Source organism: Microbacterium sp. A84 (assembly GCF_051842815.1).
Classification (GTDB): Bacteria; Actinomycetota; Actinomycetes; order Actinomycetales; family Microbacteriaceae; genus Microbacterium.
The window spans coordinates 30,109-54,409 of sequence record NZ_JBPXMS010000005.1; the positions used below are offsets into that span (position 1 = coordinate 30,109).

At 65.6% G+C, this 24,301-nt stretch carries 25 protein-coding genes and 1 tRNA gene; 11 read left to right on the plus strand and 15 right to left on the minus strand.

Annotation, left to right across the window (positions count from 1 at the left end; translation table 11 throughout):
• Positions 1-28: 28 nt before the first annotated feature.
• Both ACSU04_RS16970 and ACSU04_RS16975 read left to right on the plus strand, forming a co-directional pair.
• Positions 29-1,246: an acyl-CoA dehydrogenase family protein gene (locus ACSU04_RS16970; RefSeq protein WP_439290392.1), complete on the plus strand. Its 1,218-nt coding sequence runs from the start codon at positions 29-31 to the stop codon at positions 1,244-1,246.
• A gap of 36 nt (positions 1,247-1,282) precedes the next feature.
• On the plus strand, positions 1,283-2,506 hold the full coding sequence (locus tag ACSU04_RS16975; RefSeq protein ID WP_439290393.1) for an acetyl-CoA C-acetyltransferase: 1,224 nt from the start codon (positions 1,283-1,285) through the stop codon (positions 2,504-2,506).
• Between the two features lie 29 nt (positions 2,507-2,535).
• On the opposite strand, the gene ACSU04_RS16980 is transcribed toward ACSU04_RS16975, so the two are convergent.
• Both ACSU04_RS16980 and relB read right to left on the minus strand, forming a co-directional pair.
• On the minus strand, positions 2,536-2,796 hold the full coding sequence (locus ACSU04_RS16980; protein ID WP_439290394.1) for a type II toxin-antitoxin system RelE family toxin: 261 nt from the start codon (positions 2,794-2,796) through the stop codon (positions 2,536-2,538).
• Between the two features lie 33 nt (positions 2,797-2,829).
• Positions 2,830-3,063 (minus strand): type II toxin-antitoxin system RelB family antitoxin, encoded by a 234-nt coding sequence (relB, locus tag ACSU04_RS16985; RefSeq protein WP_439283362.1) that lies wholly within the window; start codon positions 3,061-3,063, stop codon positions 2,830-2,832.
• Between the two features lie 54 nt (positions 3,064-3,117).
• On the opposite strand from relB, the gene ACSU04_RS16990 reads away from it, so the two are divergent.
• A complete protein-coding gene (locus tag ACSU04_RS16990; protein WP_439290395.1) occupies positions 3,118-3,375 on the plus strand; it encodes a type II toxin-antitoxin system Phd/YefM family antitoxin in 258 nt (85 codons plus the stop codon).
• A gap of 18 nt (positions 3,376-3,393) precedes the next feature.
• On the opposite strand, the gene ACSU04_RS16995 is transcribed toward ACSU04_RS16990, so the two are convergent.
• The gene (locus ACSU04_RS16995) at positions 3,394-3,849 is read right to left on the minus strand and encodes a MaoC family dehydratase (protein WP_439290396.1); all 456 of its coding nucleotides are present in this window, start codon (positions 3,847-3,849) and stop codon (positions 3,394-3,396) included.
• A complete protein-coding gene (locus tag ACSU04_RS17000) occupies positions 3,846-4,595 on the minus strand; it encodes an SDR family oxidoreductase (RefSeq protein ID WP_439283367.1) in 750 nt (249 codons plus the stop codon). The genes ACSU04_RS16995 and ACSU04_RS17000 overlap by 4 nt, the downstream gene beginning before the upstream one ends.
• A 96-nt stretch (positions 4,596-4,691) precedes the next feature.
• On the opposite strand from ACSU04_RS17000, the gene ACSU04_RS17005 reads away from it, so the two are divergent.
• Positions 4,692-5,114 carry an NUDIX hydrolase gene (locus ACSU04_RS17005; RefSeq protein WP_439283368.1) on the plus strand — a complete coding sequence of 141 codons (423 nt, stop codon included), beginning with the start codon at positions 4,692-4,694 and terminating at the stop codon, positions 5,112-5,114.
• 33 nt (positions 5,115-5,147) lie between these two features.
• Here the strand turns inward: ACSU04_RS17005 and ACSU04_RS17010 are convergent, their stop codons facing one another.
• The 3 genes from ACSU04_RS17010 to ACSU04_RS17020 are packed head-to-tail and all read right to left on the minus strand — an operon-like array spanning position 5,148 to position 9,037.
• Entirely contained in the window at positions 5,148-8,042 is a 2,895-nt protein-coding gene (locus tag ACSU04_RS17010) for a BTAD domain-containing putative transcriptional regulator (RefSeq protein WP_439290397.1), read from the minus strand.
• Between the two features lie 12 nt (positions 8,043-8,054).
• On the minus strand, positions 8,055-8,543 hold the full coding sequence (locus ACSU04_RS17015) for an aminoacyl-tRNA deacylase (RefSeq protein ID WP_439283371.1): 489 nt from the start codon (positions 8,541-8,543) through the stop codon (positions 8,055-8,057).
• The gene (locus ACSU04_RS17020; RefSeq protein WP_439290398.1) at positions 8,540-9,037 is read right to left on the minus strand and encodes a DNA helicase; all 498 of its coding nucleotides are present in this window, start codon (positions 9,035-9,037) and stop codon (positions 8,540-8,542) included. The genes ACSU04_RS17015 and ACSU04_RS17020 overlap by 4 nt, the downstream gene beginning before the upstream one ends.
• Positions 9,038-9,144: 107 nt before the next feature.
• Here ACSU04_RS17020 and ACSU04_RS17025 point away from each other — a divergent pair, with 107 nt between their 5' ends.
• Positions 9,145-9,702 carry a peptidylprolyl isomerase gene (locus ACSU04_RS17025; protein ID WP_439283375.1) on the plus strand — a complete coding sequence of 186 codons (558 nt, stop codon included), beginning with the start codon at positions 9,145-9,147 and terminating at the stop codon, positions 9,700-9,702.
• A gap of 252 nt (positions 9,703-9,954) precedes the next feature.
• Positions 9,955-10,614: a rhomboid family intramembrane serine protease gene (locus ACSU04_RS17030; protein ID WP_439290399.1), complete on the plus strand. Its 660-nt coding sequence runs from the start codon at positions 9,955-9,957 to the stop codon at positions 10,612-10,614.
• 155 nt (positions 10,615-10,769) lie between these two features.
• On the opposite strand, the gene ACSU04_RS17035 is transcribed toward ACSU04_RS17030, so the two are convergent.
• Entirely contained in the window at positions 10,770-11,009 is a 240-nt protein-coding gene (locus tag ACSU04_RS17035; protein ID WP_439283379.1) for a cell division protein CrgA, read from the minus strand.
• 78 nt (positions 11,010-11,087) lie between these two features.
• Between ACSU04_RS17035 and ACSU04_RS17040 the strand changes: the two genes are divergently transcribed.
• Genes ACSU04_RS17040 through ACSU04_RS17050 form a run of 3 tightly spaced genes read left to right on the plus strand, consistent with a single transcriptional unit; the run spans position 11,088 to position 12,707 of the window.
• Positions 11,088-11,882 carry a class E sortase gene (locus ACSU04_RS17040; RefSeq protein WP_439290400.1) on the plus strand — a complete coding sequence of 265 codons (795 nt, stop codon included), beginning with the start codon at positions 11,088-11,090 and terminating at the stop codon, positions 11,880-11,882.
• A gap of 10 nt (positions 11,883-11,892) precedes the next feature.
• The gene (locus tag ACSU04_RS17045) at positions 11,893-12,048 is read left to right on the plus strand and encodes a hypothetical protein (protein WP_439283382.1); all 156 of its coding nucleotides are present in this window, start codon (positions 11,893-11,895) and stop codon (positions 12,046-12,048) included.
• Positions 12,045-12,707, plus strand: coding sequence for an anthranilate synthase component II (locus tag ACSU04_RS17050; RefSeq protein WP_439283384.1), 663 nt, complete (start codon positions 12,045-12,047; stop codon positions 12,705-12,707). The genes ACSU04_RS17045 and ACSU04_RS17050 overlap by 4 nt, the downstream gene beginning before the upstream one ends.
• Here the strand turns inward: ACSU04_RS17050 and pknB are convergent.
• From pknB to ACSU04_RS17085, 7 genes are read right to left on the minus strand one after another with little or no spacing between them, the layout of a single operon-like run.
• Positions 12,695-14,401: a Stk1 family PASTA domain-containing Ser/Thr kinase gene (gene pknB, locus ACSU04_RS17055; protein WP_439283386.1), complete on the minus strand. Its 1,707-nt coding sequence runs from the start codon at positions 14,399-14,401 to the stop codon at positions 12,695-12,697. The two genes, ACSU04_RS17050 and pknB, sit on opposite strands and share 13 nt — an antisense overlap.
• 49 nt (positions 14,402-14,450) lie before the next feature.
• Positions 14,451-16,268, minus strand: coding sequence for a protein kinase domain-containing protein (locus ACSU04_RS17060; RefSeq protein ID WP_439283388.1), 1,818 nt, complete (start codon positions 16,266-16,268; stop codon positions 14,451-14,453).
• Positions 16,265-17,719, minus strand: coding sequence for a peptidoglycan D,D-transpeptidase FtsI family protein (locus ACSU04_RS17065; RefSeq protein WP_439290401.1), 1,455 nt, complete (start codon positions 17,717-17,719; stop codon positions 16,265-16,267). Before ACSU04_RS17065 ends, ACSU04_RS17060 begins: the two co-directional genes overlap by 4 nt.
• Positions 17,719-19,104 carry an FtsW/RodA/SpoVE family cell cycle protein gene (locus tag ACSU04_RS17070; protein WP_439283392.1) on the minus strand — a complete coding sequence of 462 codons (1,386 nt, stop codon included), beginning with the start codon at positions 19,102-19,104 and terminating at the stop codon, positions 17,719-17,721. Before ACSU04_RS17070 ends, ACSU04_RS17065 begins: the two co-directional genes overlap by 1 nt.
• On the minus strand, positions 19,101-20,432 hold the full coding sequence (locus ACSU04_RS17075; protein ID WP_439290402.1) for a PP2C family protein-serine/threonine phosphatase: 1,332 nt from the start codon (positions 20,430-20,432) through the stop codon (positions 19,101-19,103). The genes ACSU04_RS17070 and ACSU04_RS17075 overlap by 4 nt, the downstream gene beginning before the upstream one ends.
• Before the next feature lie 7 nt (positions 20,433-20,439).
• Entirely contained in the window at positions 20,440-20,988 is a 549-nt protein-coding gene (locus ACSU04_RS17080) for an FHA domain-containing protein FhaB/FipA (protein ID WP_439290403.1), read from the minus strand.
• The gene (locus tag ACSU04_RS17085; RefSeq protein WP_439283398.1) at positions 20,985-21,677 is read right to left on the minus strand and encodes an FhaA domain-containing protein; all 693 of its coding nucleotides are present in this window, start codon (positions 21,675-21,677) and stop codon (positions 20,985-20,987) included. Before ACSU04_RS17085 ends, ACSU04_RS17080 begins: the two co-directional genes overlap by 4 nt.
• Positions 21,678-21,945: 268 nt before the next feature.
• Between ACSU04_RS17085 and ACSU04_RS17090 the strand changes: the two genes are divergently transcribed.
• Both ACSU04_RS17090 and ACSU04_RS17095 read left to right on the plus strand, forming a co-directional pair.
• Positions 21,946-22,028 (plus strand) — tRNA-Leu (locus ACSU04_RS17090).
• 497 nt (positions 22,029-22,525) lie between these two features.
• Positions 22,526-24,091 (plus strand): DUF7507 domain-containing protein, encoded by a 1,566-nt coding sequence (locus ACSU04_RS17095; RefSeq protein WP_439290404.1) that lies wholly within the window; start codon positions 22,526-22,528, stop codon positions 24,089-24,091.
• Positions 24,092-24,301: the final 210 nt, after the last annotated feature.

Genomic DNA, 24,301 nt, shown 5'->3' on the forward strand with positions numbered 1-24,301 from the left:
ATCGTGATCACCGACGATCGGAGAGACCATGACGTCCACCCTCACCACGACAGCACTGACGGATGCCCCGCTCGCTCCGCTGCTGGCTGCAGACTTCTACGAGTTCCAGAGCCGGCTCACTGACACCGAGCAGCGGGCGCTGACGTCGATCCGCGCATTCCTCGACACCGAGGTGCGACCGTTCGCCGATGACCATTGGGAGCGCGCGGAGAGCCCGCGTCACCTGGTGCCGCGAATCGCGGAGCTGGGCCTGTACGGCAACGCATTCCCGGAGACCTGGCAGTTCGAGAACAGCGCGGTCTTCCGCGGGTGGGTGGCGATGGAGATCTCCCGCGCGGACCCGTCGACGGCCACCTTCATCGGTGTGCACAGCGGCCTGGCGATGACTGCGATCTGGGTCGGTGGCTCCGACGAGCAGAAGGCCGAATGGTTGCCCACGCTCGCTGCCGGTGAACTGGTCGCGGCATTCGGTCTCACCGAGCCCGACCACGGCTCCGACACGGCCAAGGGACTGGAGACCACGGCGGAGCGCCGCGGTGATGAATGGGTGCTGAACGGTGCGAAACGATGGATCGGCAACGGCGCCTTCGCTGACCTTGTCGTCATCTGGGCCCGAGATGTCGCCGACGACCAGGTGAAGGGGTTCCTCGTACGCACGCCAGCGATCGGATTCACCGGCACCAAAATCGAGCGCAAGCAGTCGCTGCGTGCAGTCGAGAATGCCGACATCGTGCTCGAGAACGTCGTGGTGCCGGAGAGTGATCGGCTGCAGAAGATCGATGGATTCCGTGACCTCGCGGTGGTGCTGCGCCTCACCCGCGGGGATGTCGCATGGCAGGCTCTTGGTGTCGCGGTGGGCGCCTACGAAGCATCCGTCGAATACGCCAAGAATCGGGTGCAGTTCGGCAAGCCGATCGCCTCGTTCCAGCTCGTGCAGCAGAAGCTTGCCGACTCGCTCGCCGACATCACGGCATCCATCGCGATGTGCATGCGCGTCTCGCAGCTGCAGGATGAGGGCGCCCAGCGCGATCATCACTCCGCAATGGCGAAGGCGTTCGTGACGAAGCGGATGCGTGAGGTCGTGGCCCGCAGCCGCGAGATCTGCGGCGGCAACGGCATCCAGCTCGATCACGGCGTCGCGCGGTACTTTGCCGATGCCGAGGCCGTCTACACGTTCGAGGGCACCTACGACATGAACTCGCTCATCGTGGGGCGTGCCATCACTGGCATCCCCGCCTTCGTCTGACTCATCACCCACACGCGCACACCCACAGGAGATCTCATGCCCGAGGCATACATCGTCGCCACCGCCCGCTCCCCGATCGGCCGTGCCGGAAAGGGATCGCTCACCTCGCTGCGCGGTGACGATCTCGCCGCGCGCATGGTGCAGGCCGCGCTCGACAAGGTGCCGGGCCTGGATCCGACTCGCATCAATGACCTGCTGCTCGGCACCGGGCAGCCGGCTGGCGAGCAGGGGTTCAACATCGCCCGCATCGTCTCAGTACTGCTGGGGCTGGACACCGTGCCAGGCACCACGGTGAATCGCTATTGCTCATCGTCGTTGCAGACCACCAGAATGGCGTTTCACGCGATCAAGGCCGGCGAGGGCGATGTCTTCGTTTCGGCCGGGGTCGAGATGGTCAGTCGGTACGTGCACGGCGCTGCGGATGCCTCGCCAGGGCATGTAATCGAGAACCCGGTGTTCGGTGCGGCCGGCGAGCGATCGACGGGGCGCGCGGCGGCCGGGACTCCGGCATGGACCGACCCGCGGCTCGATGGCGCGATGCCTGACCCCTACATCGCGATGGGGCAGACGGCCGAGAACGTGGCGCAAGTGCACGGCATCACCCGCGACGAGCAGGATGCCTTCGCCGCACGGTCGCAGCAGCGGGCCGAGGCCGCGATCGCCTCGGGATTCTGGGCACGGGACATCACGCCGGTGACCCTTGCCGACGGCACGGTGGTCTCGGCCGACGACGGGCCTCGTGCCGGGGTGACGGCCGAGACGCTCGCGGGACTGCAGCCGGTGTTCCGCCCGGACGGCACGGTCACCGCGGGCAACTGCTGCGCGCTCAATGATGGGGCAGCGGCCGTGGTCATCGTGTCGGATCGCGTCGTCGACGAGCTGGGACTCGAGCCGCTGGCGCGGATCGTCTCGACCGGGGTGAGCGCTCTGTCGCCAGAGATCATGGGGCTGGGGCCCGTTGAATCCTCGCGACGCGCGCTCGCCCTGGCGGGACTCAGCATCTCAGACATCGACCTGGTCGAGATCAACGAGGCTTTCGCGGCACAGGTAATTCCTTCGGCGCGTGAGCTCGGCATCGACGAGGGGCGTCTGAACGTGCACGGCGGGGCGATCGCCGTCGGGCATCCGTTCGGCATGACCGGTGCGCGCATCACCTCGACGCTGCTCAACGGCCTCGCCGTGACCGGTGGCCGCTACGGGCTCGAGACAATGTGTGTCGGCGGCGGCCAGGGCATGGCGATGGTGCTCGAGCGGGTGTGAGGTGATTCGAGCGGGAGGCCGGCTGGCAGTCAGTCGTAGATATCGCCGCGGTGCCCAAGGTCGAGGGCGACAATGACGACCTGGCCGCGGTTGATATCAAGGATGACGCGGTAGTCTCCCACGCGACAGCGCCACAGCCCGATCAGCGGACCGCTGAGTGCTTTGCATGAGACGGCGGGGTCTTCGAGCGAGGCGAGCCGGACAAGCCCGTCTCGCACACGACGCGCGACTTGCTTGTCGAGCTTGCGCATTGCCTTCTCAGCACGAGGCGATAATTCAATGCTCCACACGGCTCAACCCCGACTCGCAACTAGCGAAGTTGCTCAGTCGAGTTCGAGTTCTGTCGCAACCTCGTCGAGGGAGCGGGTGCGAACTTCGCCTCGGCGAATCGCCTCAGCCTCCGTGCGGAGTGCGTAGGCATACTCGATGTCGGCGAGATGCTCGGCGACAGCTTCACGCACGTAAAAAGCAGCGGGGCGTCCCGTTGCTTCGGCGAGGGCATCCAGCCGAGCCTTGATCTCCTCTGGGAGTCGCACACTGAGAACGCCTGTAGACATGTTTACAGTCTCGCACACTTCCGTGCACGCGTCTCAGGGCGTATACCTGCAGGTATGACTGAGATCACCCTCACCGATGCTCGTGATCGCCTCGCCTTCGTGGTCGATCAGTCGCGACGTGAGCCCGTCTATCTGACTCGGGGTAACGTGCGAGTCGCCGTCGTCGTCGATACGGACTCACTTGCTCGACTCCTCAGTGACGCGGAAGAGCTCGCCGACATCCGCGCGGTGGATCCGGCGTGGGATGAGACTGACCGGCTCGGCGAGACGCCGATTCCGTGGAAGGACGTCACGCGTGAAGTCGGTCTGTGAGGCCGGTAGCTCCTGCTCCTAGGCCGGGATGAACAGCGCGACCGTCTCGGCGACCAACGCCGGACGCTCAGAGCCCTCGATCTCGACCGTCGTACGCATCCCCACACGCCAGCCCTGCGCGCCGCCTTCGGCAGAAGTGACCTCGGTGACCGCGCGCACGCGGGATCCGGCCGTCACCGGCTGCAGGAAGCGCACCTTGTCGAGACCGTAGTTCACGACCATGGCGGCACCGTCGACCTGCAGCAGTCCTTCGGTGAGGCGCGGCAGCAGGGAGAGGGTGAGGTAGCCGTGCGCGATGGTGGCGCCGAACGGACCGGATGCCGCACGCTCGGGGTCAAGATGAATCCACTGCCAGTCTTCGGTGGCATCCGCGAACGCCTGGATGCGTGCCTGGTCGATCATGAACCAGTCGCCGGTGGCACTCTGTCCGATCGCTCCGGCGAGCTCTGAGGGGTGCCCGGCGACGATGCTCATGACGCCGGCCCGCCTGCCACGTACAGCACCTGACCGGATACGAAGCCGGCCTGCTCGGAGATGAAGAAGGACGCCGCGGCAGCGATGTCTTCGGGCTGTCCCGCACGACCCACGGGGATCTCTTTCGCCATGTGCTCAACGAAGTCGTCGAAGCCGACACCCACGCGCTCGGCGGTCGAGCGGGTCATGTCGGTGACGATGAAGCCGGGTGCGATCGCGTTGGCCGTGACCCCGTAACGACCCAGCTCGATGGCGAGGGTCTTCGTGAAGCCCTGCATCCCGGCCTTTGCCGCCGCGTAGTTCGCCTGGCCGCGGTTGCCGAGCGCCGAGGTGCTCGACAGGTTCACGACCCGACCCCAACCCGCGTCGACCTGATGTTTCTGCACGGCCCTGCTCATCAGGAATGCGCCGCGCAGGTGCACCGAGATGACGGAGTCCCAGTCATCCTCGGTCATCTTGAACAACAGGTTGTCGCGGATGATTCCGGCGTTGTTCACCAGGATTGTCGGTGCGCCGAGCTCGACGGCGATCAGGTCGACGGCCGCGGTGACCGCGGCGGCATCGGCGACATCCGCACCGACAGCGATGGCGCGGCCGCCCGCATCGGTGATGATCTGCACGGTGTCGGCGCAGGCGGCTTCATTCAGATCGAGCACGGCGACGGCGTGACCGTCGGAAGCAAGGCGAATGGCGGTCGCGGCGCCGATGCCGCGGGCGGCTCCTGTGACGATGGCGGTGCGGGTCATGGAGTGTCCTTTCGGTGGGAATAATCGCCATCATACCGACCGGGCGGTATGTAATCTAGTGTCGTGCGATCTTGGCACCCCACTAGTGTGAGTCCCATGGATCTGCGGGTCGCAGCGTACGCGGTCGTCACCGACGACGAGGGCAAGGTGCTGCTGGCGCGCTGGACCGAGGGCCGCCGCGTCGCGTGGACGATGCCCGGTGGTGGGCTCGAAGCCGGTGAAGATCCAGAGGACGCTGTGCGCCGAGAGGTCCGTGAAGAGACCGGCTACACGGTGCACGTGCAGGAACTGCTCGGTGTGCATTCCCGAGTCATTCCTGCTGGTCGTCGGGTGAAGAAGGCCAACGTGCCGCTGCACACGCTGCGCATCGTCTACCGCGCGAAAATCTCCGGCGGCAAGCTGCGCTTTGAAGAGGATGGCTCGACCGACATGGCCGGCTGGTTCACCGTTCCCGCTGTCGCAGAACTGCAGCGCGTGAAGCTCGTCGACATCGCCCTGCGCATGGCCGAGGTTATCTGAGCCGGATGGTGCCGTTCGGGCGGGCCGTTCTTGTCAGGCGGTGCCGTACTGCTCGCGCAACCGCTGTGCGTGCGCCCCGGCCACCGCAGCTTCCGGTTCGTGCCCGACACGCGTGAGCACGAACACCTTGGCCTCCTGCAGCTGGATCTCGGCGAGCACGATGCCATCGCGGTGTGCGCGCGTCAGACCCTCGTCGAGCAGACGGCGCGATCCCTGCGGGTCGGTGTCGACGATCGACCGCGCGCGCCAGGCGAGTGCCAGCGCGATCAGCTCCGTTTCTCGGGTGCGTCGGGCAAGCTTCAACGCGGTTTCGAGGATGGCCGCCGCTCGGATGCCATCATCACGGGCGAGCGCTGCCCGGCCCAGTACCAGGGTGGCGTAAGCCTCAATCACCAGATTGGCATGCTCGCGCGCAGCCTCAATCGATTGATTGGCCAACGCGGCTGCGCGGTCGACATCGCCGCTTTCGATCGCCCACTCGGCGAGATGGCACGCGCTGTACGCCAGCCTCGACCGTCGGCCCTGCGCGAGGTCCACCTCGTACCGCTCCACCAAGATCGGCTCGGCTTCATCGAACCGGCCCAGCTCGGTGAGCGTGGTGCCGATATTGCTGTCCGCGACGCGGATGCGTTCGGCATCATCGCGCTCAACAGCGAGGGCGCGCGCCTCCCGATACAGGTCGAGGGCTTCCTGTTGCCGGCCCACCACCGCCAGCAGTACTCCGAGATTGTTCGCGATGACCGCGCGGGTCGCGGGATCTTGGGCGCGCTCGGCCAATTCGCGTGCGTGCAGCAGCTGTTCGATCCCGTCCTGCGGCCGACCGCGTCGATGCGCAGCGATGCCGATCGCCCCGATCGCGCGCGCTCTCGCAGAAAGATCCCCCAGGCGATCCGCCGCTGCGAGCGCACTCGCAAGCAGCCGATCCAGCAGGTCGTGAGCGGACGCCCGGAGCAAGACGAGATAGAGGCTTTGCGACAGCTCTACAACGGTACGATCGCAGCTCACCGGCAGATGGGATGCGGTGTCGACAATGAGTGGCAGCGCGTGCAGGAGCCAGTCCCGCGCCGCATCCGAATCATCGAACTCGTCGGTTTCCGTACCGGTCTCCCACGCGTCGCGCGCAGCGCTGCTGCGCGCGAGCAGATCGTCGGCAAGCCCGATCAGCATGTGCTCCCGGTTGTCGTTCTCAAGCTCGCCTGCGCAGTCGCGGGCGTAGGCCGCGAGCAGGTCGTGCTGGTGCACCCACCCGTCCTCGAGGGTCGCGAGATGCGCGCGCACGAGCGCGTCGACGCCTCGGCGGGCCCGCGCAGTGTCGAATCCGGTCAACGCCTGGATGCCGGTGAGGTCGATCGTTGTGCTTGGCTGCACGCCGAGAGCGCGGAAGATGGCCGCCGCATCGTTGGGGAGTGCACGGTACGACCAGGAGAGCACGGTTCGTGCGCTGCCGGCGGGCTCGCCGAGCTCGAGCCGGTCGAGCGTCTCGCCGGAGGGCGCCGAGACCAGCGTGTGCAGCGCGGTCGGATCCTCGCGGACGAGCTCGCCGGCGACCCGCAGCGTCAGCGGCAGGCGGCCGCAACGGTCGGCGAGATCGAGCCACGCGGTGTCGGACTCTGAGGCGGCGCCCGGCGCATCGCGCGATGCCTTGCGCAGCAGCGTCACACTCTCGGCAGCGCCCAGCCCGCCGAGTTCGACGCGCAGCGCGTCGAACTCGGCGGTAAGCCCGCTTAGACTGTCGCGACTGGTCACCAGCGCGAGGCAGCTCGGGCCACTTGGTAGCAGTGGGCGCACCTGCTCGGCCGAGCGCGCATTGTCGAGCACGACCAGCACAGATCGGTGGGCAAGGATGCTGCGGAAGGTGGCGGTGCGCTCGCGGATGTCGCGGAGGCCGCTGGGATCTGCGCCGAGCGCGCGGATGAAGCCGTCGAGAACGGCATCCGGGCGTAGTGGTGTGGTCTCGCTGTAGCCCTGCAGGTCGACGAAGAGTTGTCCGTCGGTGAAGGCATCGCGGTGCCGTGACGCCCAGGTGACTGCCAGTGCACTTTTGCCGACCCCTGGCGGCCCGCTCAAGACGGCGAGGGTTCCGGACGCCATACCGTCAAGTACGTCGAGTTGTGTGAGCTCCGTCTCGCGGCCGATCAGGGGTCCTGCGGGCGGCAGCTGCGCGGGCGTCGGACCCGACTGGATCGACGCGATCGCATCCGAGCCGGTGAGCACCGCCTGCTGGATGCTCTGGAGCGCACCGGAGGGCTCGATGCCCAACTCGTCGACGAGGGTGTCGCGCGTGATCCGGTAGACCTCGAGAGCATCCTGCGACCTGCCCGACTGGTGCAGCGCCGACATCAGCAAACCCTGCAGTTGCTCGCGAAGCGGGTGTTGCTGGGCTGCCCTGCGCAAGTCGAAAAGCACGTCGAGGTGGCGACCCTCGTCGATCTCCGCGGCGAAGAAGGCCTCGGCGACATCGATCCGCAGTGCATCGAGCAGTGCCGACTCGTCACGGCACGGCGGCGCATCGGCACCGGCGAAGGCGACACCACCCCATGGTTCCGACCAGGTGTCAAGCGCCGCGCGTGCGGCGGCGCTACGGCCCGGCGTACCGGGTGTGAGCGCGAGCGCGGAGTGTGCCGCGCGCTCAAACCGCAGCGAATCGACAGCATCAGGCGCCGCCTGCAGTCGGTAGCCGCCCTGCTCGCCGACGATCAGCTCGGGCTCTGCGAGCTCGAGGCGCAGTCGGTGGATGTGCAGGTGGAGCCGCTGCTGTGCGTTGGCGACCGGCTCACTCCACAGAGCCTCAGCAAGCGCGTCATACCCCACGAGCTCGCCCGGGCGGGTGAGCAATACGGCTAACAGTTGTTGCCGGAGCTTTCCGCTCGGTCGCCGCCAGACACCGCCCGAACTGAATGACACCGGCCCGAGCACGCGGAATTGCATGACCTCGCCCTTTCAGCCGCGAGGCTGCTCAGGAACTGAAATGTCGGCAACCGTCGCGCCGTACGCGGCGATCAGCGCATCCGCGTCGACGAACAGGCTGAAGCCATGCGAACCTGCGCCCATGGCGACCTGCTGGCCGACGATCGACTCATCGGCGTAGATCGGCCAGTCGGTGGTGCTGCCGATCGGAACGATGGTGCCGCGCGCGTAACCGGTCGCGGCCAGGGCCAGCTCGGGTTCGGGCAGGCGCAGCTTGTTCACGCCGACCAGAGCGCGCAGCTTCGGCCACGAGATCGAGCGCCCGCCCGGCACCAGCGCGAACAGGTATGTGTTGTCTGCGCGCTTGACGACGAGCGTCTTTACGATGCCGGACGGGTCGATGCCGAGCAGCGAGGCAGCCTCGTGCAGGCTGTTCGCCTCTGGTCGTTCGCGGATCTCGATGTCAAGACCACGGGCCGCCGCAGCTTCCCTCACCCGCGAATGCAGGTCAGGTGAACTCACGCGTCCGGTGCGGAAAGCGGGTCGTCAGCAACCCAGAGCTCATCGTCGGTGCGCAGCGCCTGCCACGCGGCGTAGAGCACACCAGCAGCTGCAGCGACACCGAGAATGACGGCGATGACCGATCCGAGGCCGGGGCCGTTCTTCACGGGAGCTGCGGGCTGGTGCGAGAACGACAGGCCCTGACGCTTCGCGTTCGCGATATCCCACGCCGACAGCGCGGTGCCGACGACGCCGCCGACGATCGGGACGACCTTGTCGTCCATCACCTGGCGGCCGATCTTGATTCCGCGATCGACGGTCGGTGCGACACGACGGTTGTAGGTGTCCTGCACGACAGGAAGAACCTGCTCGCGGCCGACGTTGCCAAGCTGGCGACCAGCTTCACGGGCGACGTCTGCTGCATGACCGACGAGTACCTGCTGGGATTCCCAGAGTTCCGTGGCGTCGTTCTGCAGACGGCGCAGTTCCTTCTTGCGCTTGCGGGTGAGGCTCACAATGTTCTCCTGCCGAGTTGGAGTACGGGGTTCCCCATCTTGCCAGACGAGTCTGGATGCAGGGGGAGAATCGACCATCTCATATGAAGCTCTGCGAGAATGTAGTCATGGCTCAGCACTCTCACATTGCAACTCTGCACACCAACCACGGCGATATCGTCGTCAACCTCTTCGGCGACCACGCTCCGAAGACGGTCAAGAACTTCGTCGGACTCTCCGACGGCACCCAGGACTGGACGAACCCCGCCACCAACAAGCCGGGCGAGGGCGCACTGTACAAGGACGTCATCTTCCACCGCATCATCCCGAACTTCATGATCCAGGGCGGCGACCCGCTCGGTCAGGGCGTCGGCGGCCCCGGCTACAACTTCGACGACGAGATCAACATGGAGCTCAACTTCAGCGAGCCCTACATCCTCGCCATGGCGAACGCCGGCCTTCGTCGCAACGCGATCACCGGAAAGCCTGAGGGCACGAACGGCTCGCAGTTCTTCATCACCACCGACCCGACCCCGTGGCTGCAGGGCAAGCACACGATCTTCGGCGAGGTTGCCGACGACGCCTCCCGGAAGGTCGTCGACGCGATCGCCGCTGTTCCCACCGCCGCTGGTGATCGCCCGGTCAAAGACGTCGTCCTGCAGTCGGTCGACATCGTCGCCGTCTGATCACGTCAGCTCTGGCCGATCCGGATGACTTCGCCTGAATTCGCGAACAATCGCGAGAATTACTGCTATCGCCATCCGGATCGGCAGAGCTTCGTGCTCTGTCAGCGGTGCATGCGCACCGTCTGCCCCGAGTGTCAGACTCAGGCGCCGGTCGGCGTCATCTGCCCGGAGTGCATGAAAGAGCAGCGCACTAACCGCACCCCCGCGCAGAAGCGTGCCCAGCGGCAGTGGGGTCGCCGCTCCACAGTGTCGATGGCTACCGTTCAATCCGGCAATCCGGTCATGACCTACAGCATCATCGCTGTCACCGCATTCGTCGGCCTGCTGCAACTGGTACCCGGTCTGAACATCACCGGACTGTTCCAGTTCTGGGTGGGCTACCTCTTCCCTGAACTTTCCGGTGCGCCCTTCCAGCCCTGGCGTCTGATCACCGCGGCGCTCGTGCACAGCGGAATCTGGCACATCGCTCTGAACATGCTTGCGCTCTGGATGCTCGGACGCAGCCTCGAGCCCATGCTGGGCCGCTGGCGCTTCCTCGCCCTGTACGTGCTCGGCGCACTCGGTGGTTCGGTCGCGGTCGCTCTGATCGCGCCGGACACGGCGACGATCGGCGCATCCGGCGCGGTCTTCGCCCTATTCGGTGCCCTTTTGGTGATCGGCCTGCATCTCGGTGCCAACATGACCGGGCTGTTCGTCCTGCTCGGCATCAACCTCGTGATCGGATTCGTGCCGGGCTTCAACATCGCGTGGCAGGCGCACCTCGGTGGTGCCGTTGTCGGCGCACTGGTCGGACTCATCGTCCTGCGCACGCGCAAGCGCTCGCAGCGGCGCTGGCAGATTCTGCTGCTGATCGCCCTCGCCGTGATTCTGCTCGCAGCCGTCTTCATCGTGCCGCCGTTGATTCTGACCTGATCAGAAGTTGTTAACAGGGTTTTCCACCCCTGTGAATAACAAGCGTGTAATTCTCCCCAGGCTGTGGATAACTCTGGGGATAACTTCTGGGCATGCGAAAGGCCCCTCGCCGAGCTTCACGGCGAGGGGCCTTTTCAGAAAACTGGGTGCGGGGCTCAGCGCCAGCGCGTGGTCATGAGGAAGCCGATCATCGCGATGCCGAGGCCGATGGCAAGGTTCCATGAATCGATGCCGGGAATGGGGAACTGCATCCCTGAAACGTAGAACACGAGAATCCACGCTAGGCCCAGCAGCATGAAGCCCAGCATCACCGGCTTGAACCACACGGCATTCGGGGCCTGTTCGCCTTCCGCGCGCTCAACAACGGGTTCTTCGCTCTTACGGTCACGTGCCATGGGGTCATTCTACCCAAGACGGTCCGGTTTGCAGTTTTCACGGGTTTCCGTTCACCCGCGGGGGATAAGATCGCCCCTATGACTGCCTCCGCCGCGCCGCTGACCAGGCGTGCCCGGCGTCAGCGCAGGCGCCCTCCCGCCACCGTCACCAGTGTGCTCGGCGAGCTTCTGCTGACGGCGGGAGTGGTCGTGCTGCTGTTCGTCGCCTGGCAGATGTGGATCGGCGACCTCATCATCAGTGCACAGAGCAACAGTCAGGGCCAGGAGATCACGCAGGAGTGGGAGCAGTTGCCTGTTCCGGAGCTGCCGCCGGTCATCGAAGACGAAGAGACTGGTGCCCTCTGGTACGAACCGCCGCTTCTGGAGCATCCGGGCAACGGTCAGTCTCTCGCACAGATGCGCATTCCTCGCTTCGGCGACGACTACAACGTCACCATCGCGGGCGGAACCAGCCGTTCCGTCACCCTCGATAACGGTTGGATCGGTGTCTACGATCAGTCCGTGATGCCGGGGCAGGTCGGCAACTTCTCGGTCGCCGGTCACCGGACGACCTGGGGCTTTCCGCTGAACCGCATGGACAAGCTCCGCCTGAATGACGCCATCGTGATCGAGACGCAGGAGGGCTGGTACACCTACCGGTTCCGCACGCTGGAATACGTCCAGCCGAACGAGGTCGATGTGCTTTTGGATGTTCCCCAGGTTCCCGGTGTCGCCACGGGGGAGCGATACCTGACACTGACCGCCTGTTCCCCCCTTTACTCGCTGGCCGAGCGCATCGTTGGTTACTCCGTATTCGAAGGCTTCCAGCCTCGCGCCGAGGGGGCGCCAGAATCAATGGCATCCGTCGACGAAGTCGCATCCCTGTCATGGTGAGGAAGATCTGATGTACGCAGCAATCTGGCGCATCCTGCCCGGCCCGTGGTGGATACGAGTGCTGATCCTGCTCGTCGTGGTCGCCGCGATCCTCTACGGGCTCTTCTTCTACGCCTTCCCGTGGGTCAGCCCGCTCATCACCCCGGGCGAGGTCGATCTGGAGTGAGCGTGCGCGTGCTCGTGGTGGACAACCACGACAGCTTCGTGCACACGCTCGTCGGCTACCTTCGTGAGCTCGGTGCGGACGCCGAGATGATCGAGGCGGATGCCGAGACGGCAACGGGCTTCGCCCGAATACTGCCTGCGTTCGATGGCGTGCTGCTCTCGCCCGGCCCCGGCCGGCCACGGGATGCCGGAGCGTCGGTCGAAATCGTCCGCCTCGCGGCCGACCGACAGCTGCCACTACTGGGGGTCTGCCTCGGACACCAGGCGATCGGCGCCGCCTTCGCCACCGAAGTTTCCGAGGCGCCGGAGCTCATGCACGGTATGGTCTCGACGATCACGCACGACGGATCGGCGCTGTTCGACGGCATCCCCTCACCGTTCGATGTGGGTCGGTACCACTCACTGGCCCTGCCGGAGGCAGAACTGACGCCGGAACTCATCGTCACGGCACGCACTGCGTCGGGCACAGTCATGGCGCTCTCCCACCGTGAGTTGCCGATCCGAGGCGTACAGTTCCACCCGGAGAGCGTGCTCACTCAGCATGGCTACCGGCTGCTCGCCAACTGGCTCAGCGAGGTCGCGTCAGCGGCTGGAGTAGCGTACGACGCGGGAAAGGCATCGGCGGGGCTGACGCCGCTGCCCTCGGATCACTCGCAGTAACGCAGTTCGACCTCAGAGTGCACCGGAACATCACCCGGCGCGAGTGACAGCGACAGCACCACCCCAGGAGAATCCTCCGCACCGCACGCGCCCATCAGCGTCGGCACGGCGGTGAGTTTGAGATTCTCCAGCTCAGCCGTGGCAGCATCCAAGGTGAATCCGGTCACATCGCGCATCGCGACTCGCCCACTGGCAACGACGAGATCCACGATCGAGCCCGGCGCGACTTCGTCACCTGCCTCGACGTTCGTCGTCTCGAGCACCGTGTCGGCGGCGCTCTCCGCATCGTTTCTCGGATTCACATTGCCCAACGTGAGGCCCTCTGCCACCAGAGCCTCCATCGCCGCTGCTTGCGAGAGACCGATGATCGTTGGCACGATCACCGTCTCGACGCCCGCAGAGACATAGACGGTGACGGTCTGTCCGACCTCCACCGACTGCTCGGCGTTCGGATCGGTGCGGATCACATTGCCCTCGGTGACCTCGGCATTGGCTTCGGTGACGATGGTGGAGAGGAGGCCGAGTTCTTCGAGGTCGGCCTGTGCGCGCTGTGAGGAGACATCGATGAGGTCGGGCACGACGCGAGATGAGGTCGGAATCTGCTCACCACGTGGCATCAGAATCACCCACAGCAGCACCGAGACGAGCAACACGGCCAGCAGCGCGACGCCTGCCCAGATCCACACCACAGGTGGACCCGACTGGGTACGGGCCATCGTCGTGTCGGTGCTGAGCTGACGAAGGGAGCGCGCCGTCTCCTGCGCTTGGCGCGGGCTCGGTCCATACAGTTCGCTGGTGAGTGCGCCGAGCTGCTTCTTGCTCGGAGCCTTGCCCGCGGCGGCGCTGTCCAGTGCCGCACGGAAGCTCGCTGCATCCGGATAGCGCTGATACGGGTCTTTCGCGAGAGCACGCAGCACGATCGGGTCAAGAGCGCCGGGGGCGTCCTCATTGACCTCAGTGGGCGCCAGGGGCGTCTCGCTGACGTGCTGGTACGCGACAGCCACCGGCGACTCGCCGCGGAACGGCTGACGGCCGGTGAGAAGTTCGTAGAGCACGACGCCGGTCGAGTACAGGTCGGCACGTGCATCCACCGGCTCGCCCTTGGCCTGCTCGGGAGAGAAATAGGCGGCCGTGCCGATGATCTGGGTCGTCTCAGCCACGGTCGATGATGAGTCGGACACCGCTCGCGCGATGCCGAAGTCCATGACCTTGACCTGGCCTTTTTCAGTGACCATCACGTTGCCGGGCTTGATGTCGCGGTGCACGACGCCGGCGCGGTGCGAGTAGTCGAGCGCCTCGAGGATGCCGTCGACGTAGCGGAGCGCATCCTCGACCGGCACGGGGCCTGCAGCGATGATCTCCTTCAGCTGGCGTCCCTGCACGAGCTCCATGACGATGTATGGCTCGCTGCCCGGCGATCCGGCCACAGCAGAACCGTCGCCACCCGACATCGGGTCTCCGGCGTCGAACACGCGCACGACCGATGGGTGCGACATGCGCGACGCCGCCTGTGCTTCCAGACGAAAGCGCGTGCGGAAAGCCGTGTCGCGAGCGAGGTCAGGGTCAAGGATCTTGATGGCGACTTCGCGACCGAGCGTGATGTCGTAACCGCGATAGACCTTCGCCATGCCGCCGTGGCCGATGGGTTCGTCCACACGGTATCGCTCGGCAATGATGCGCGGCTCTGCGGACACGGAAGGCTCCCCCTGGTCTAGCAACGACGTGAATCTACCAAGGATACCCTTAGCTTTCGCCGGTCTTGTTGTCGGTGCCGTCCTTGTTGACGACGTCGCCGCCATCGACGACACCGCCAACATCGCCGCTGTCCGCGCCAGGCGTCGGCGTCGGCGGTGTTGGCTCCGGTGCCGGCTGGGTGATGGTCACCGAAAGATCATTCGAATTCGCCGAGGTGCGCGGTTCTCCGCCGCCAGCGCAGATCCCGGCGTAAGAGGCGACCATGCGCTCGGCATCGGAGACCAGAACCTGCACACTGCGCACGTCCGCGGCGAACGTGGGTCCGACGCCGTCGACGAACGTGGCACCGGTGAGATTCACCGTGTAGCCGTCGACATTTGTTCCGCTGGGGCACGTGAACCCTGCGCCCCACGTGATCGTCACGGTCGAACCGGCCTCGACCTCGGTCGGGTTCCCGTTGATCACCGGGGTGTCCGACGGCGCAGTCAGCGGTGTGCGATCCCCGTAGTGCGTGAGCGTGATTGTCTGGTCTACCGCCACGTTGCCGCCCGGCTCAACCTGGTAGATCCGGCCCACCTCTTCGTCTGAACTTGCCGCGTTACCAGGGACGCAGCTGAACAGCGTGAAGCCGTTCTCGGTGAGCGTTGTCGTGGCCTCTTCACAGGTCAGCCCGCTCAATCCCAGCGAATCGACGTTCACGCGTGTCGGCTCCGGTGCCGGGGTGGGAGTGGTGGGTGGTGGTGTCGTCGGCGCTGCGGATGTGGGCGTATCGACCGGCGTCGGATCACCCTGGTTCGTCAGCGCGTACACGGTGCCGGCGAGCACGATCACGAGCAGCGCGATCAGTGCGATCAGCGGCCACGTCCACGAGCTGCGCTTCTTCTTCGAGTGACCTTCGTCATCCGCGCTGCCGGCAGGCAGCTGCGCCGTGGTCGCGAGGATGCGCGTGGCGCCGTCCTCGCCGTTCGAGGTGAGGAGTCTGGTCACGTCATCGGTTGCGACGCCGCCGGATGCAATCGCCGGTACGGCGATCGCTGCGGAGTTCAAGTCGCCGCGTCGCAGGGCCTGCGCTGCGCGCGCAACGGTTGCCGACGACGATGGTCGGTCGGCCGGCTTCTTCGCGATCATCGCCATGACGAGGTTCTGCACCGGGATCGGCACCGTCGGCGGCAGCGGCGGGGGCTGCTCGTTGATCTGCGCCATTGCGATCGCGACCTGAGACTCGCCGGTGAACGGGCGCTTGCCTGCCAGGCACTCGTACGCGACGATTCCCAGCGAGTACGTGTCGGTCGCCGGGGATGCCGGGTGACCCGAAGCCTGCTCAGGCGACAGGTACTGCACGGTGCCCATGACCTGACCGGTCGCCGTCAGTGGCACCTGGTCGGCGATTCTGGCGATGCCGAAGTCGGTGATCTTCACCCGGCCATCCGGGGTGATCAGCAGGTTGCCGGGCTTGATATCGCGGTGCACGAGACCAGCGGCATGTGCGGCCTGCAGCGCGGATGCCGTCTGCGCGACGAAGTCGAGCGTCTTGTCGGCGCTCAGTGCACCATCGCGCTCGAGAAGCGTGGAGAGTGCCTCACCGGGCACGAGCTCCATGACGAGGAAGGCACTGCCATTCTCTTCGCCGTAGTCGAACACGCTGGCGATGCCCTCGTGGTTGACGAGTGCGGCGTGCCGGGCCTCAGCGCGGAAGCGCTCGAGGAAGCCCGGATCCCCCATGTACTCGTCCTTGAGGATCTTGATAGCGACGATGCGTCCGATGACGTGATCAGTCGCTTCCCACACCTCGCCCATACCGCCGATCGCGATACGTGACTGGAGCTCGTATCGACCACCGAACGACACACCCTGCGTCGGCCTCATTTGTAAAGCACCGCCTCTATGACCTTCTTCGCGATCGGGGCGGCGAGCAAGTCACCGGATCCCGACTGTCCCATTCCGCCGCCGTTTTCGACTACGACCGCCACCGCAACGCGGGGGTTGTCCGCCGGCGCAAAACCGGTGAACCACAGCGTGTACGGATCGTCATCATCGTGCTCGGCCGTCCCCGTTTTACCGGCGACGTCGATACCGTCTATTCTTGCACCCGTCGCCGCGCCGTTCGCGACGCTCGCCACCATGGAAGCGGTGACCGCATCGGCGACGTCGGCATCGACTGCGCGGTCGAACTCCGTATTCTCGTATTCACGGATGACCGAGAGATCGTTGCCGATCACGGCATCCACCAGGCGAGGGTTCATCACGACTCCATCGTTAGCAAGGCCGGCCGAGATCATCGCAACTTGCAGCGGCGTTGCCGTGACGTCTCCCTGACCGAACCCGGTGAGCGCCGTCTTGTCGTCGCTCAGCCCGCGGGGGTACTTGGAAATGGCGGATGTCAGCGGCGTGTCGAAGCGCTGATTGAAGCCGAACTTCTCGGCGGTCTCGAGGATCGCCTGGTCACCGATCTCGACGGCGAGCTCCGCCATCGGGATGTTGCAGCTCAGGCGGAGGGCCTCGGCGATCGTCACAGTCTCCCCGGATCCGCACGTGCCGTTCCAGGCGTTGAACACCGGATCCGTGGAACCAGGCAGCGTGTAACGGGCAGGGTTGGGCAGCGTCGACTGCGCGGTCCAATCCCCGGTGGCGTATGCCGCGGCCGCGACCAGAACTTTGAAGGTCGACCCGGGCGGATTGAGTTCGCCGATCGCGCGGTTTGCGAGCGGGTTGGGCTTCAGGGCGTCGAGAGCATCGTAGGCGGCCTCGGCCTGGCTGCCGCTGTGCACCGCGAGCGAGTTCGCGTCGTATCCGGGCGTGGAGACCATGGCGAGGATCCTGCCCGTCGCAGGCTCGATGGCGACCACGGCACCCTGCAGGCCGCCGAGTCCTTCGTACGCGGCCTGCTGCGCTGCGGCATCCAGAGTCAGCTCGACGCTGAATCCGCGCTGCGGCTGTCCCGAGAAGATGCGCTCGATCTCCGTGAAGAAGGCGCTCGCTCCGGTTCCGGAGAGCTCCGGGTTCAGGGCGTTCTCGATACCGGTGGAGGACTGCAGCACCGGGTTGAAGAAGCCGGTGACGGTCGACCAGATCGGCGAGTCGGTGTACACGCGCTGGTACCGATACTCGTCGTCTGAGGTCACCGACGTCGCGATCGGCATACCATCGGCGATGATCGAGCCGCGCTGGATCTCAAAACTGTCCAGCACAGCGCGCCGATTGCCCTCCGCCTGCGCGAGGGGGTCGGCTTCGATCACCTGAATCCAGCTGGTCGCAGCGAACAAGGCCAGGAACATGAACAGCATCACGATGCTGAGGCGTCGGAGTTCTTTTGTCATCAGCCGATCACCACCCGGGGTTGGCGACGTACGCCGTCAGAGATTCGCAGCAGCAACGCCACGATGAGCCAGTTCGCGACCAGCGACGAGCCGCCAGCAGCGAGGAACGGCGTGGTGAGACCGGTGAGCGGAATGAGGCGGGTGACGCCGCCGACCATGATGAACACCTGCAGGGCGATCGTGAAGGAGAGGCCGATGGCGAGAAGCTTGCCGAAGTCGTCTTGGCCGGCGATGCCGATGCGCACGCCGCGGCTGACGAACACCATGTAGAGGCACAGGATTGCGAACAGGCCGATCAGGCCGAGCTCTTCACCGAGGCTGGGGATGATGTAGTCGCTCTGTGCGAGCGGGGTGATGTCGGGCCGACCCTGACCGAGACCGGTACCGATCAGCCCGCCGTGTGCGAGTCCAAAGATGCCCTGCACGAGCTGGTATCCGGAACCGGAAGGGTCGACCACTTCCGGATCGAATGCGAACAGCCAGTTCGTGAAGCGGCCGCGCACGTACGCCAGGATCTGGGTGGCGGCGAACACTCCGGCCGCCACGAGCGTCAACCCGATCAGCACCCAGCTCGTCTTGCCGGTAGCGACGTACAGCATCGCGATGAACATGCCGAAAATCAGCATTCCGGTACCGAGATCACGCTGCACGACGATGATGCCGAGCGAGATCACCCAGACGACGATGACGGGTCCGAGCTCTCGCATCCGGGGCCAGGTCATGCCAAGGAATGACTTCCCCACCGAGGTGAGGCTTTCGCGGGTACGCACCAGGTAGCCGGCGAAGAAGATCGCCAGGCAGATCTTGGCGATCTCACCGGGCTGGAAAGAGAAGAGGCCACCGAGTGAGACCCACACGTCGGCCCCGGCGTCGCTGACGCCCAGCCCGGGGACGAACGGCAGCAGCAGCAGCACGATTCCGGCGAGACCGAACACGTAGGTGTACCGGAAGAGGATGCGGTAGTTGCGTAGCAGGATGACGATCGTGATGGCGCCGGCGAGTGAGATCGCCGTCCACACCAGCTGCTTCGTCGAATACGCCGCCCACCCGGTGAGGTGCTCGGCGATGTCGAGCCGGTAGATCATCGAGATGCCGAGGCCCGTCAGCAGGGTAGCGATGGGCAGGACGAAGGGGTCAGCATCGGATGCCACGAACCGCAGCACGAAGTGCAGAGCGAAGGCGAGCACGGCGAGGCCGCCACCGATGAACAGGATGAACGGGTCGATACCCCCGAGCGCACCCAGCTGCACGAGTGTGAGCGCCGCGCCGCTCAGGGCGCAGGCGAAAAGCAGCAACCAGAACTCGCGGTTGCGCTGCGTCTGCGGCATCCGCATCCGGCGCAGCGCCTTGATGACCGCGGTATCGGCGGCGACGTCGGCGCTCATCCGGCGTCCTCGCCTTCGGCAGGGGCGGTCGGGGTCGCGGGCGGCGTCGTGGGAGTGGGCGTCGGTGTGGGGCGGGGCATGGTGGTTTCGCCGGTGACGGCTTCTGCCCCAGCGCGCAGGCGGTCAACGATCGCCATGGCATCGGCGAGCGAACGCGCGTTGATCGTGCGCTCCACGGAGGAACGCTGGTACGGCGGCAGGTCGGCGAGCAGGATGTCGGTGTCTTCGAACTCGGTCGACAGCGAGATCGGGCCGATGCTCTGCTGCACGCCTTGGAAGATCACGACGCTGTCTTCGTCAGCGCCGATGAAGTAGCGCGTCTGAGTCCAGCTGTACGCGAGGAATCCCGCGCCGGTGAGTGCGAGGATCACGACGACCAGCGCAGCGATCCAGCCGATACGACGGCGCTTGGCGCGGCGGCGATCCTCCTCGATGAGTTCTTCGAGGTAGTCGGCGGCCGGCTCGAAGTGCGAGGGCTCGTTGGCGGCCTGCCGCACGGGGTGCAGCCAGCTGGCGCGGCCAGCGCGCGCGGCCGGGATGAGCATGCCGGAGGGGTTGGATGCGGATCCGACGATGGTCGCGGGGCCGGAGGAGAGCGGATGCGCGCCACCCACCTCGACCAGCACGATCGTCACGTTGTCGGGGGCGCCGCCGTCGAGTGCCTGCTTGAGCAGATTGTCGGCGGTGCGGCCCGGGGGCAGGCCCAGACGCATGGCCTTGAGGATGTGCGGGTCGTCGACGACACCCGTGAGGCCATCGGAGCAGAGCAGCCAACGGTCGCCCGGGAGCGTGGGCATGACGAAGAGGTCGAGCTCTGGGTCATTGTCCATGTCGCTGAGCACGCGCATCAGCACCGAGCGGCGCGGATGGTATCGAGCCTCTTCCAGGGTGATGCGGCCGGAGTCGACCAGGCGTTGGACGAAGGTGTGGTCGGCGGTGATCTGCGTCAGCTCGTCATCGCGGTAGAGGTAGATGCGCGAGTCGCCGATATGACCGATGACGGCGTGGTCATCGACCATGATGATTGCGCTGACCGTGGTGCCGAGACCGGCAAGCTCCGGGCGCTCTTTGGCAGCACGGATGAGGTCTGCTGCGGCCGTCGTAACCACAGCCTGGAGGGACGCTTGCGCATCATCGGTGGAGTCGTAGTCCTGGTCGAGGCGTTCCAACCGTTGGATGGCGATGCTGGATGCGACGTCGCCTCCGGCGTGGCCGCCCATGCCATCGGCGACGGCGAACAGGTTGTCGCCGGAGTAGCCGGAGTCTTGGTTGTTGGAGCGGATCTTCCCGGTGTGGGAGATCGCAGCACTCGATCCTTCGAAGACCATGCCCGCGTCAGGCTCGCAGCTCGAAGGTTGTGGCGCCCACCTTGATGGAGTCGCCGATGCTGATCGGTGCCGGAGCCCCGCTCACGCGTGCGCCGGCGAGGAACGTGCCGTTCGTGGAGTCGAGATCCTGGATGATCCAGCTGTCGCCACGCAGTAGCAGACGGGCGTGGTGGCTGGAGGTGTAGTCGTCGCGGATGACGAGGCCGGATTCGCTCGAGCGGCCGATCGTCATCGGCTCGGTGCCGAGGGGAAGTTCGAGTCCCGCTTTCGGACCGGAGGTGATCATGAGCTTGGAGACAGTGCGTGTGGTGGCGGCTCCGCTGGTGCGCGGTGCGCCCTGCGGCCTTGCGGCCGGTGATGCCACTGCTGCGGTGACCGCGGCCGGTGTGGCGATCGGTGCCGGTACGCCGGCCGCTGCCTCGGCGGGAAGCTTTCGCACTTTCACGCCGAACAGGTCGGCGCGCAGCGAGTAGACGACACCGAACACGAAGAACCACAGGAGTACCAGGAATCCGATGCGCAGCAGCAGGAGCGTCAGTTCAGGAACATCGCTCATCGATTCACTCCCGACGTGCGATCGATGGTCACGGGGACGATTCTAAACACGAGGTCGGTGCGCCCGATCGTGATGGTGGTGTCGGTGGGCAGTGGCGCTTCGCGCACCTTGTCGCCATTGACCTTGGTGCCGTTGGTGGAGCCGAGGTCGCGCATCATGGCGCGCTCGCCGTCCCACAGGATCTCGACGTGCTTGCGACTGGATCCAGCATCCGCGATCGTGATGTCCGCGTCGCTGCCGCGCCCGATGACGCTGCGCGCGTGGGTGATGGTGTGGCGGCGTCCGTCGACGTCGACGACGGCCTGCCAGCTGACCCGACCTTCGACGGTGCCGGAGTCCACACGGACTGTTCCGGTGGCGACCTTTTCATCGGCTTCGAGTGCGATGGAGACGGGGCCAGCGAAGCTGTAGCCCTGTGCCTTCGCGTGGGTGTCGATGAGTGCGTGCAGTTCGTCGGTGAGGGTACCGCCGAGTGCGCGCATCCGGTCGAGGTCGTCTGCGCTGAGGTGCACCACGTAGCTGTTCGGTGCGATGATGCGATCACGGCTGACTACTGCGGCTTTGATGTCGGCTTCGCGGCGGATGGCCGAAGCGATCTCCACCGGTTGGATGCCGCTACGGAAGGTCTTGGCGAATGCGCCGTTTACGGCGCGCTCAAGACCTTTCTCAAAGCTGTCAAGTAGTCCCACTGGGCTCCTCTGGCATTGCCGACCGGTAGACACATCGTAGCCAGGTGAACTGAATGTGCGCCTGCCGGGTGTCGCAATTGGCGTTGTTCCGGCCGCGCTGAGGTCGAGAATGGCTTTCCTGCACGAGGCAGGGCTTGGCATCACCGGTCTCATGCCGCAGGGCCTTTCTCGCCGGCATGGGGCGTGAGCGGGCCGGCCCTGGCGAGTTCAGGGAGAGCGATTCTGCGTGATATCCTCTTCAAGTTGAGTTCTTCGGAACAAAACGTTCGCGCGAGTGGCGGAATGGTAGACGCGCTGGCTTCAGGTGCCAGTGTCCTTACGGGCGTGGGGGTTCAAGTCCCCCCTCGCGCACGCGAATGAATACAGCCCTTCACCAGGTCTTCGGATCCAGGTGGAGGGCTGTTTCGTTTCGCGGCCTGATACTCGCTCATCGTCGGTTCGCGACCGTTCTCCTGCTGGAACGTCGCGGCCCACTCTGCTGCGGCCACAGGGGCGGGGCTCTGAGGCTCTGGCGGCAGTAAATGCCGACATGTCCTTGGGTGGGCGCACACGGCCGCCGTTTCGTGCAGTGCCCGTGTCATATTGCGCAGCCCGCGTGCTGCGCCCTCTGGTTCTTCATCTCCTCTGTGAACGCCCGAAGACTCGCTCGCTCGAGATCCGCAGGAGTTCTGAGCGGTTGCCGACTGGCATCCGCCCGCAGATCGAAGGAAAGAACCAGTGCCCGGACGTAGGGTGCACCGCCTCGGAGCGGTGTTGGGGATGCCCCTTCACGGATCGAGAGGATTGTCATGAACACGAGATATCGAGACGACGAGAGAGGTCCTCGGCTGCGAAAGGTGTCGTGGGCGGTGGCTATCGCAACCGGTTTGGTGCTCGCCGGCGGAGTAACACCCGCATCTGCGGCAGCAACGGTGATTACGCCTGACTACGAGTCGCCAGAGGATGCGCCGGGTGGCGTGTATACGGGGTTCGTTCTTGCGCCGGACGGGTTTGGTGCCTCTTTTGATAACCTGCCGACTTCCGCCACACCGACAGAGCTCATGGCGCTGGACCCGAACGTCCCCGGGTACACAGTAGATGCATCAATGCATGGCACCGCAACCATGACGAGCGAGCTGATCCTCGCTGGCAACGTTTCTGCGGCCCAATTCTCCACCGGTGGTTTCCAGCCGCCTTGGGGCCATGGAGCGCCCAACGACACGTTCCATGGTTCGACATTCGTCCGTACCCTCTGGAACGGAACTTGGCGATTCACGCTGGACTTCAGCGGCCTCGACGCTGGCGTTCTGCCCGCCGGGTCTCGGGTTTTCTTGGCTGATCTGGATCTGGCTATCGGCGCAGGCGAGAAAATCACGCTCACCTCTGATGCCGGAGGACCATGGTTGAGCTATGACTACGATCGCGTTCCGGATGGTAACGCTGCGCCCGCAGTGGAACCCGTAGTCACCTACGACCCCGCGAGCAATGAGTACGCGGCGACGGGACAAGGGCCCAACGTTGAGCTCTCCCACTGGTTCACCTTGACTCAGCCAGTGTCTAGTCTGGTCATCGAGGCCATCCATGCGGATTCGCCACACCGTGGCGCGCTGGTCTGGGGGCTTGCGATTCCGCTCGTCGACGCTGAGCCTGCCGTGGGGTTGGATAAGCGCGTCGCCGAAGTAACGGATGTGAACGACAACGGCGTCACGGACACGGGTGATGAGATCACGTGGGAGTTCGAGGTCACAAATACAGGCAACGTGCTCCTTGATGATGTTGCCGTTGACGACACCATGCTCGAGACCGTGGGTATCGGGGTCACGTGTGACCCCACGACCCTCTCGCCCGGCGAAAGCACAGTCTGTACGGCTGACGCACCGTATGCGATCACGGCAGCCGATGTCGATAACGGCAAGGTAGTGAATACCGCCATAGCGGAAGGCACCCCTCCGGGACTGCCCCCGGTGCAGAGCCCTCCGGACACGACCGAGACACCCACGGAAATCCTGCCGGAGCCGACACCGGAGCCGGAGCCGACACCTGAGCCGGAGCCGGCGCCGGAGCCGTCGCCTGCACCTGAGCCGTCGCCTGCACCTGAGCCGTCGCCTGCACCTGAGCCGTCACCTGCGCCGGAGCCGGCGCCTGCACCCGAGCCGTCACCTGCGCCGGAGCCGGCACCAGCGCCCGAGCCGGCACCAGCGCCCGAGCCGGAGCCGGCACCAGCGCCTGAGCCGGAGCCGTCGCCTGCGCCTGCGCCCGAGCCATCGCATGCGCCCGTTCCGAGCGAGCCCGAGGAATCAGGTCTCGCAGCGACGGGAAGCGATATCGCGGGAGGAACGATCGTAGGAGCGATTGCCGCCATCCTCATCGGTGGCAGCCTCTTCTTTGGCACCAGGAATCGTCGTTTCGGTAAGGACGGCAAGCTGATCCGCTGAAGTTGACAGACGGTCGGCCCGCTCCCGTCAGGTCCGATCCAAGTCCCAGGAGGGGCGAACTTTTCGAGCAGATCGCCCCTCCTCGTCTGTCTCTCGCCGAATCGCCGGTTTCACCTCGGCGGACGGCGCCCGGCGCGTCCGAGAGCCAGTGCTACAGTTCGGGAACCTGCACCCAGTCGTTCATAGGTGACGCCTATGTCGCCTCCATGA

Bases quoted from the DNA above. Each gene is read 5' to 3' on its own strand.
- ACSU04_RS16970 (WP_439290392.1), top strand. From the start codon at position 29: ATGACGTCCACCCTCACCACGACAGCACTGACGGATGCCCCGCTCGCT.
- ACSU04_RS16975 (WP_439290393.1), top strand. From the start codon at position 1,283: ATGCCCGAGGCATACATCGTCGCCACCGCCCGCTCCCCGATCGGCCGT.
- relB (WP_439283362.1), bottom strand. From the start codon at position 3,063: ATGTCTACAGGCGTTCTCAGTGTGCGACTCCCAGAGGAGATCAAGGCT.
- ACSU04_RS16990 (WP_439290395.1), top strand. From the start codon at position 3,118: ATGACTGAGATCACCCTCACCGATGCTCGTGATCGCCTCGCCTTCGTG.
- ACSU04_RS16995 (WP_439290396.1), bottom strand. From the start codon at position 3,849: ATGAGCATCGTCGCCGGGCACCCCTCAGAGCTCGCCGGAGCGATCGGA.
- ACSU04_RS17000 (WP_439283367.1), bottom strand. From the start codon at position 4,595: ATGACCCGCACCGCCATCGTCACAGGAGCCGCCCGCGGCATCGGCGCC.
- ACSU04_RS17005 (WP_439283368.1), top strand. From the start codon at position 4,692: ATGGATCTGCGGGTCGCAGCGTACGCGGTCGTCACCGACGACGAGGGC.
- ACSU04_RS17010 (WP_439290397.1), bottom strand. From the start codon at position 8,042: ATGCAATTCCGCGTGCTCGGGCCGGTGTCATTCAGTTCGGGCGGTGTC.
- ACSU04_RS17025 (WP_439283375.1), top strand. From the start codon at position 9,145: ATGGCTCAGCACTCTCACATTGCAACTCTGCACACCAACCACGGCGAT.
- ACSU04_RS17030 (WP_439290399.1), top strand. From the start codon at position 9,955: ATGGCTACCGTTCAATCCGGCAATCCGGTCATGACCTACAGCATCATC.
- ACSU04_RS17035 (WP_439283379.1), bottom strand. From the start codon at position 11,009: ATGGCACGTGACCGTAAGAGCGAAGAACCCGTTGTTGAGCGCGCGGAA.
- ACSU04_RS17040 (WP_439290400.1), top strand. From the start codon at position 11,088: ATGACTGCCTCCGCCGCGCCGCTGACCAGGCGTGCCCGGCGTCAGCGC.
- ACSU04_RS17045 (WP_439283382.1), top strand. From the start codon at position 11,893: ATGTACGCAGCAATCTGGCGCATCCTGCCCGGCCCGTGGTGGATACGA.
- ACSU04_RS17060 (WP_439283388.1), bottom strand. From the start codon at position 16,268: ATGAGGCCGACGCAGGGTGTGTCGTTCGGTGGTCGATACGAGCTCCAG.
- ACSU04_RS17065 (WP_439290401.1), bottom strand. From the start codon at position 17,719: ATGACAAAAGAACTCCGACGCCTCAGCATCGTGATGCTGTTCATGTTC.
- ACSU04_RS17070 (WP_439283392.1), bottom strand. From the start codon at position 19,104: ATGAGCGCCGACGTCGCCGCCGATACCGCGGTCATCAAGGCGCTGCGC.
- ACSU04_RS17075 (WP_439290402.1), bottom strand. From the start codon at position 20,432: ATGGTCTTCGAAGGATCGAGTGCTGCGATCTCCCACACCGGGAAGATC.
- ACSU04_RS17080 (WP_439290403.1), bottom strand. From the start codon at position 20,988: ATGAGCGATGTTCCTGAACTGACGCTCCTGCTGCTGCGCATCGGATTC.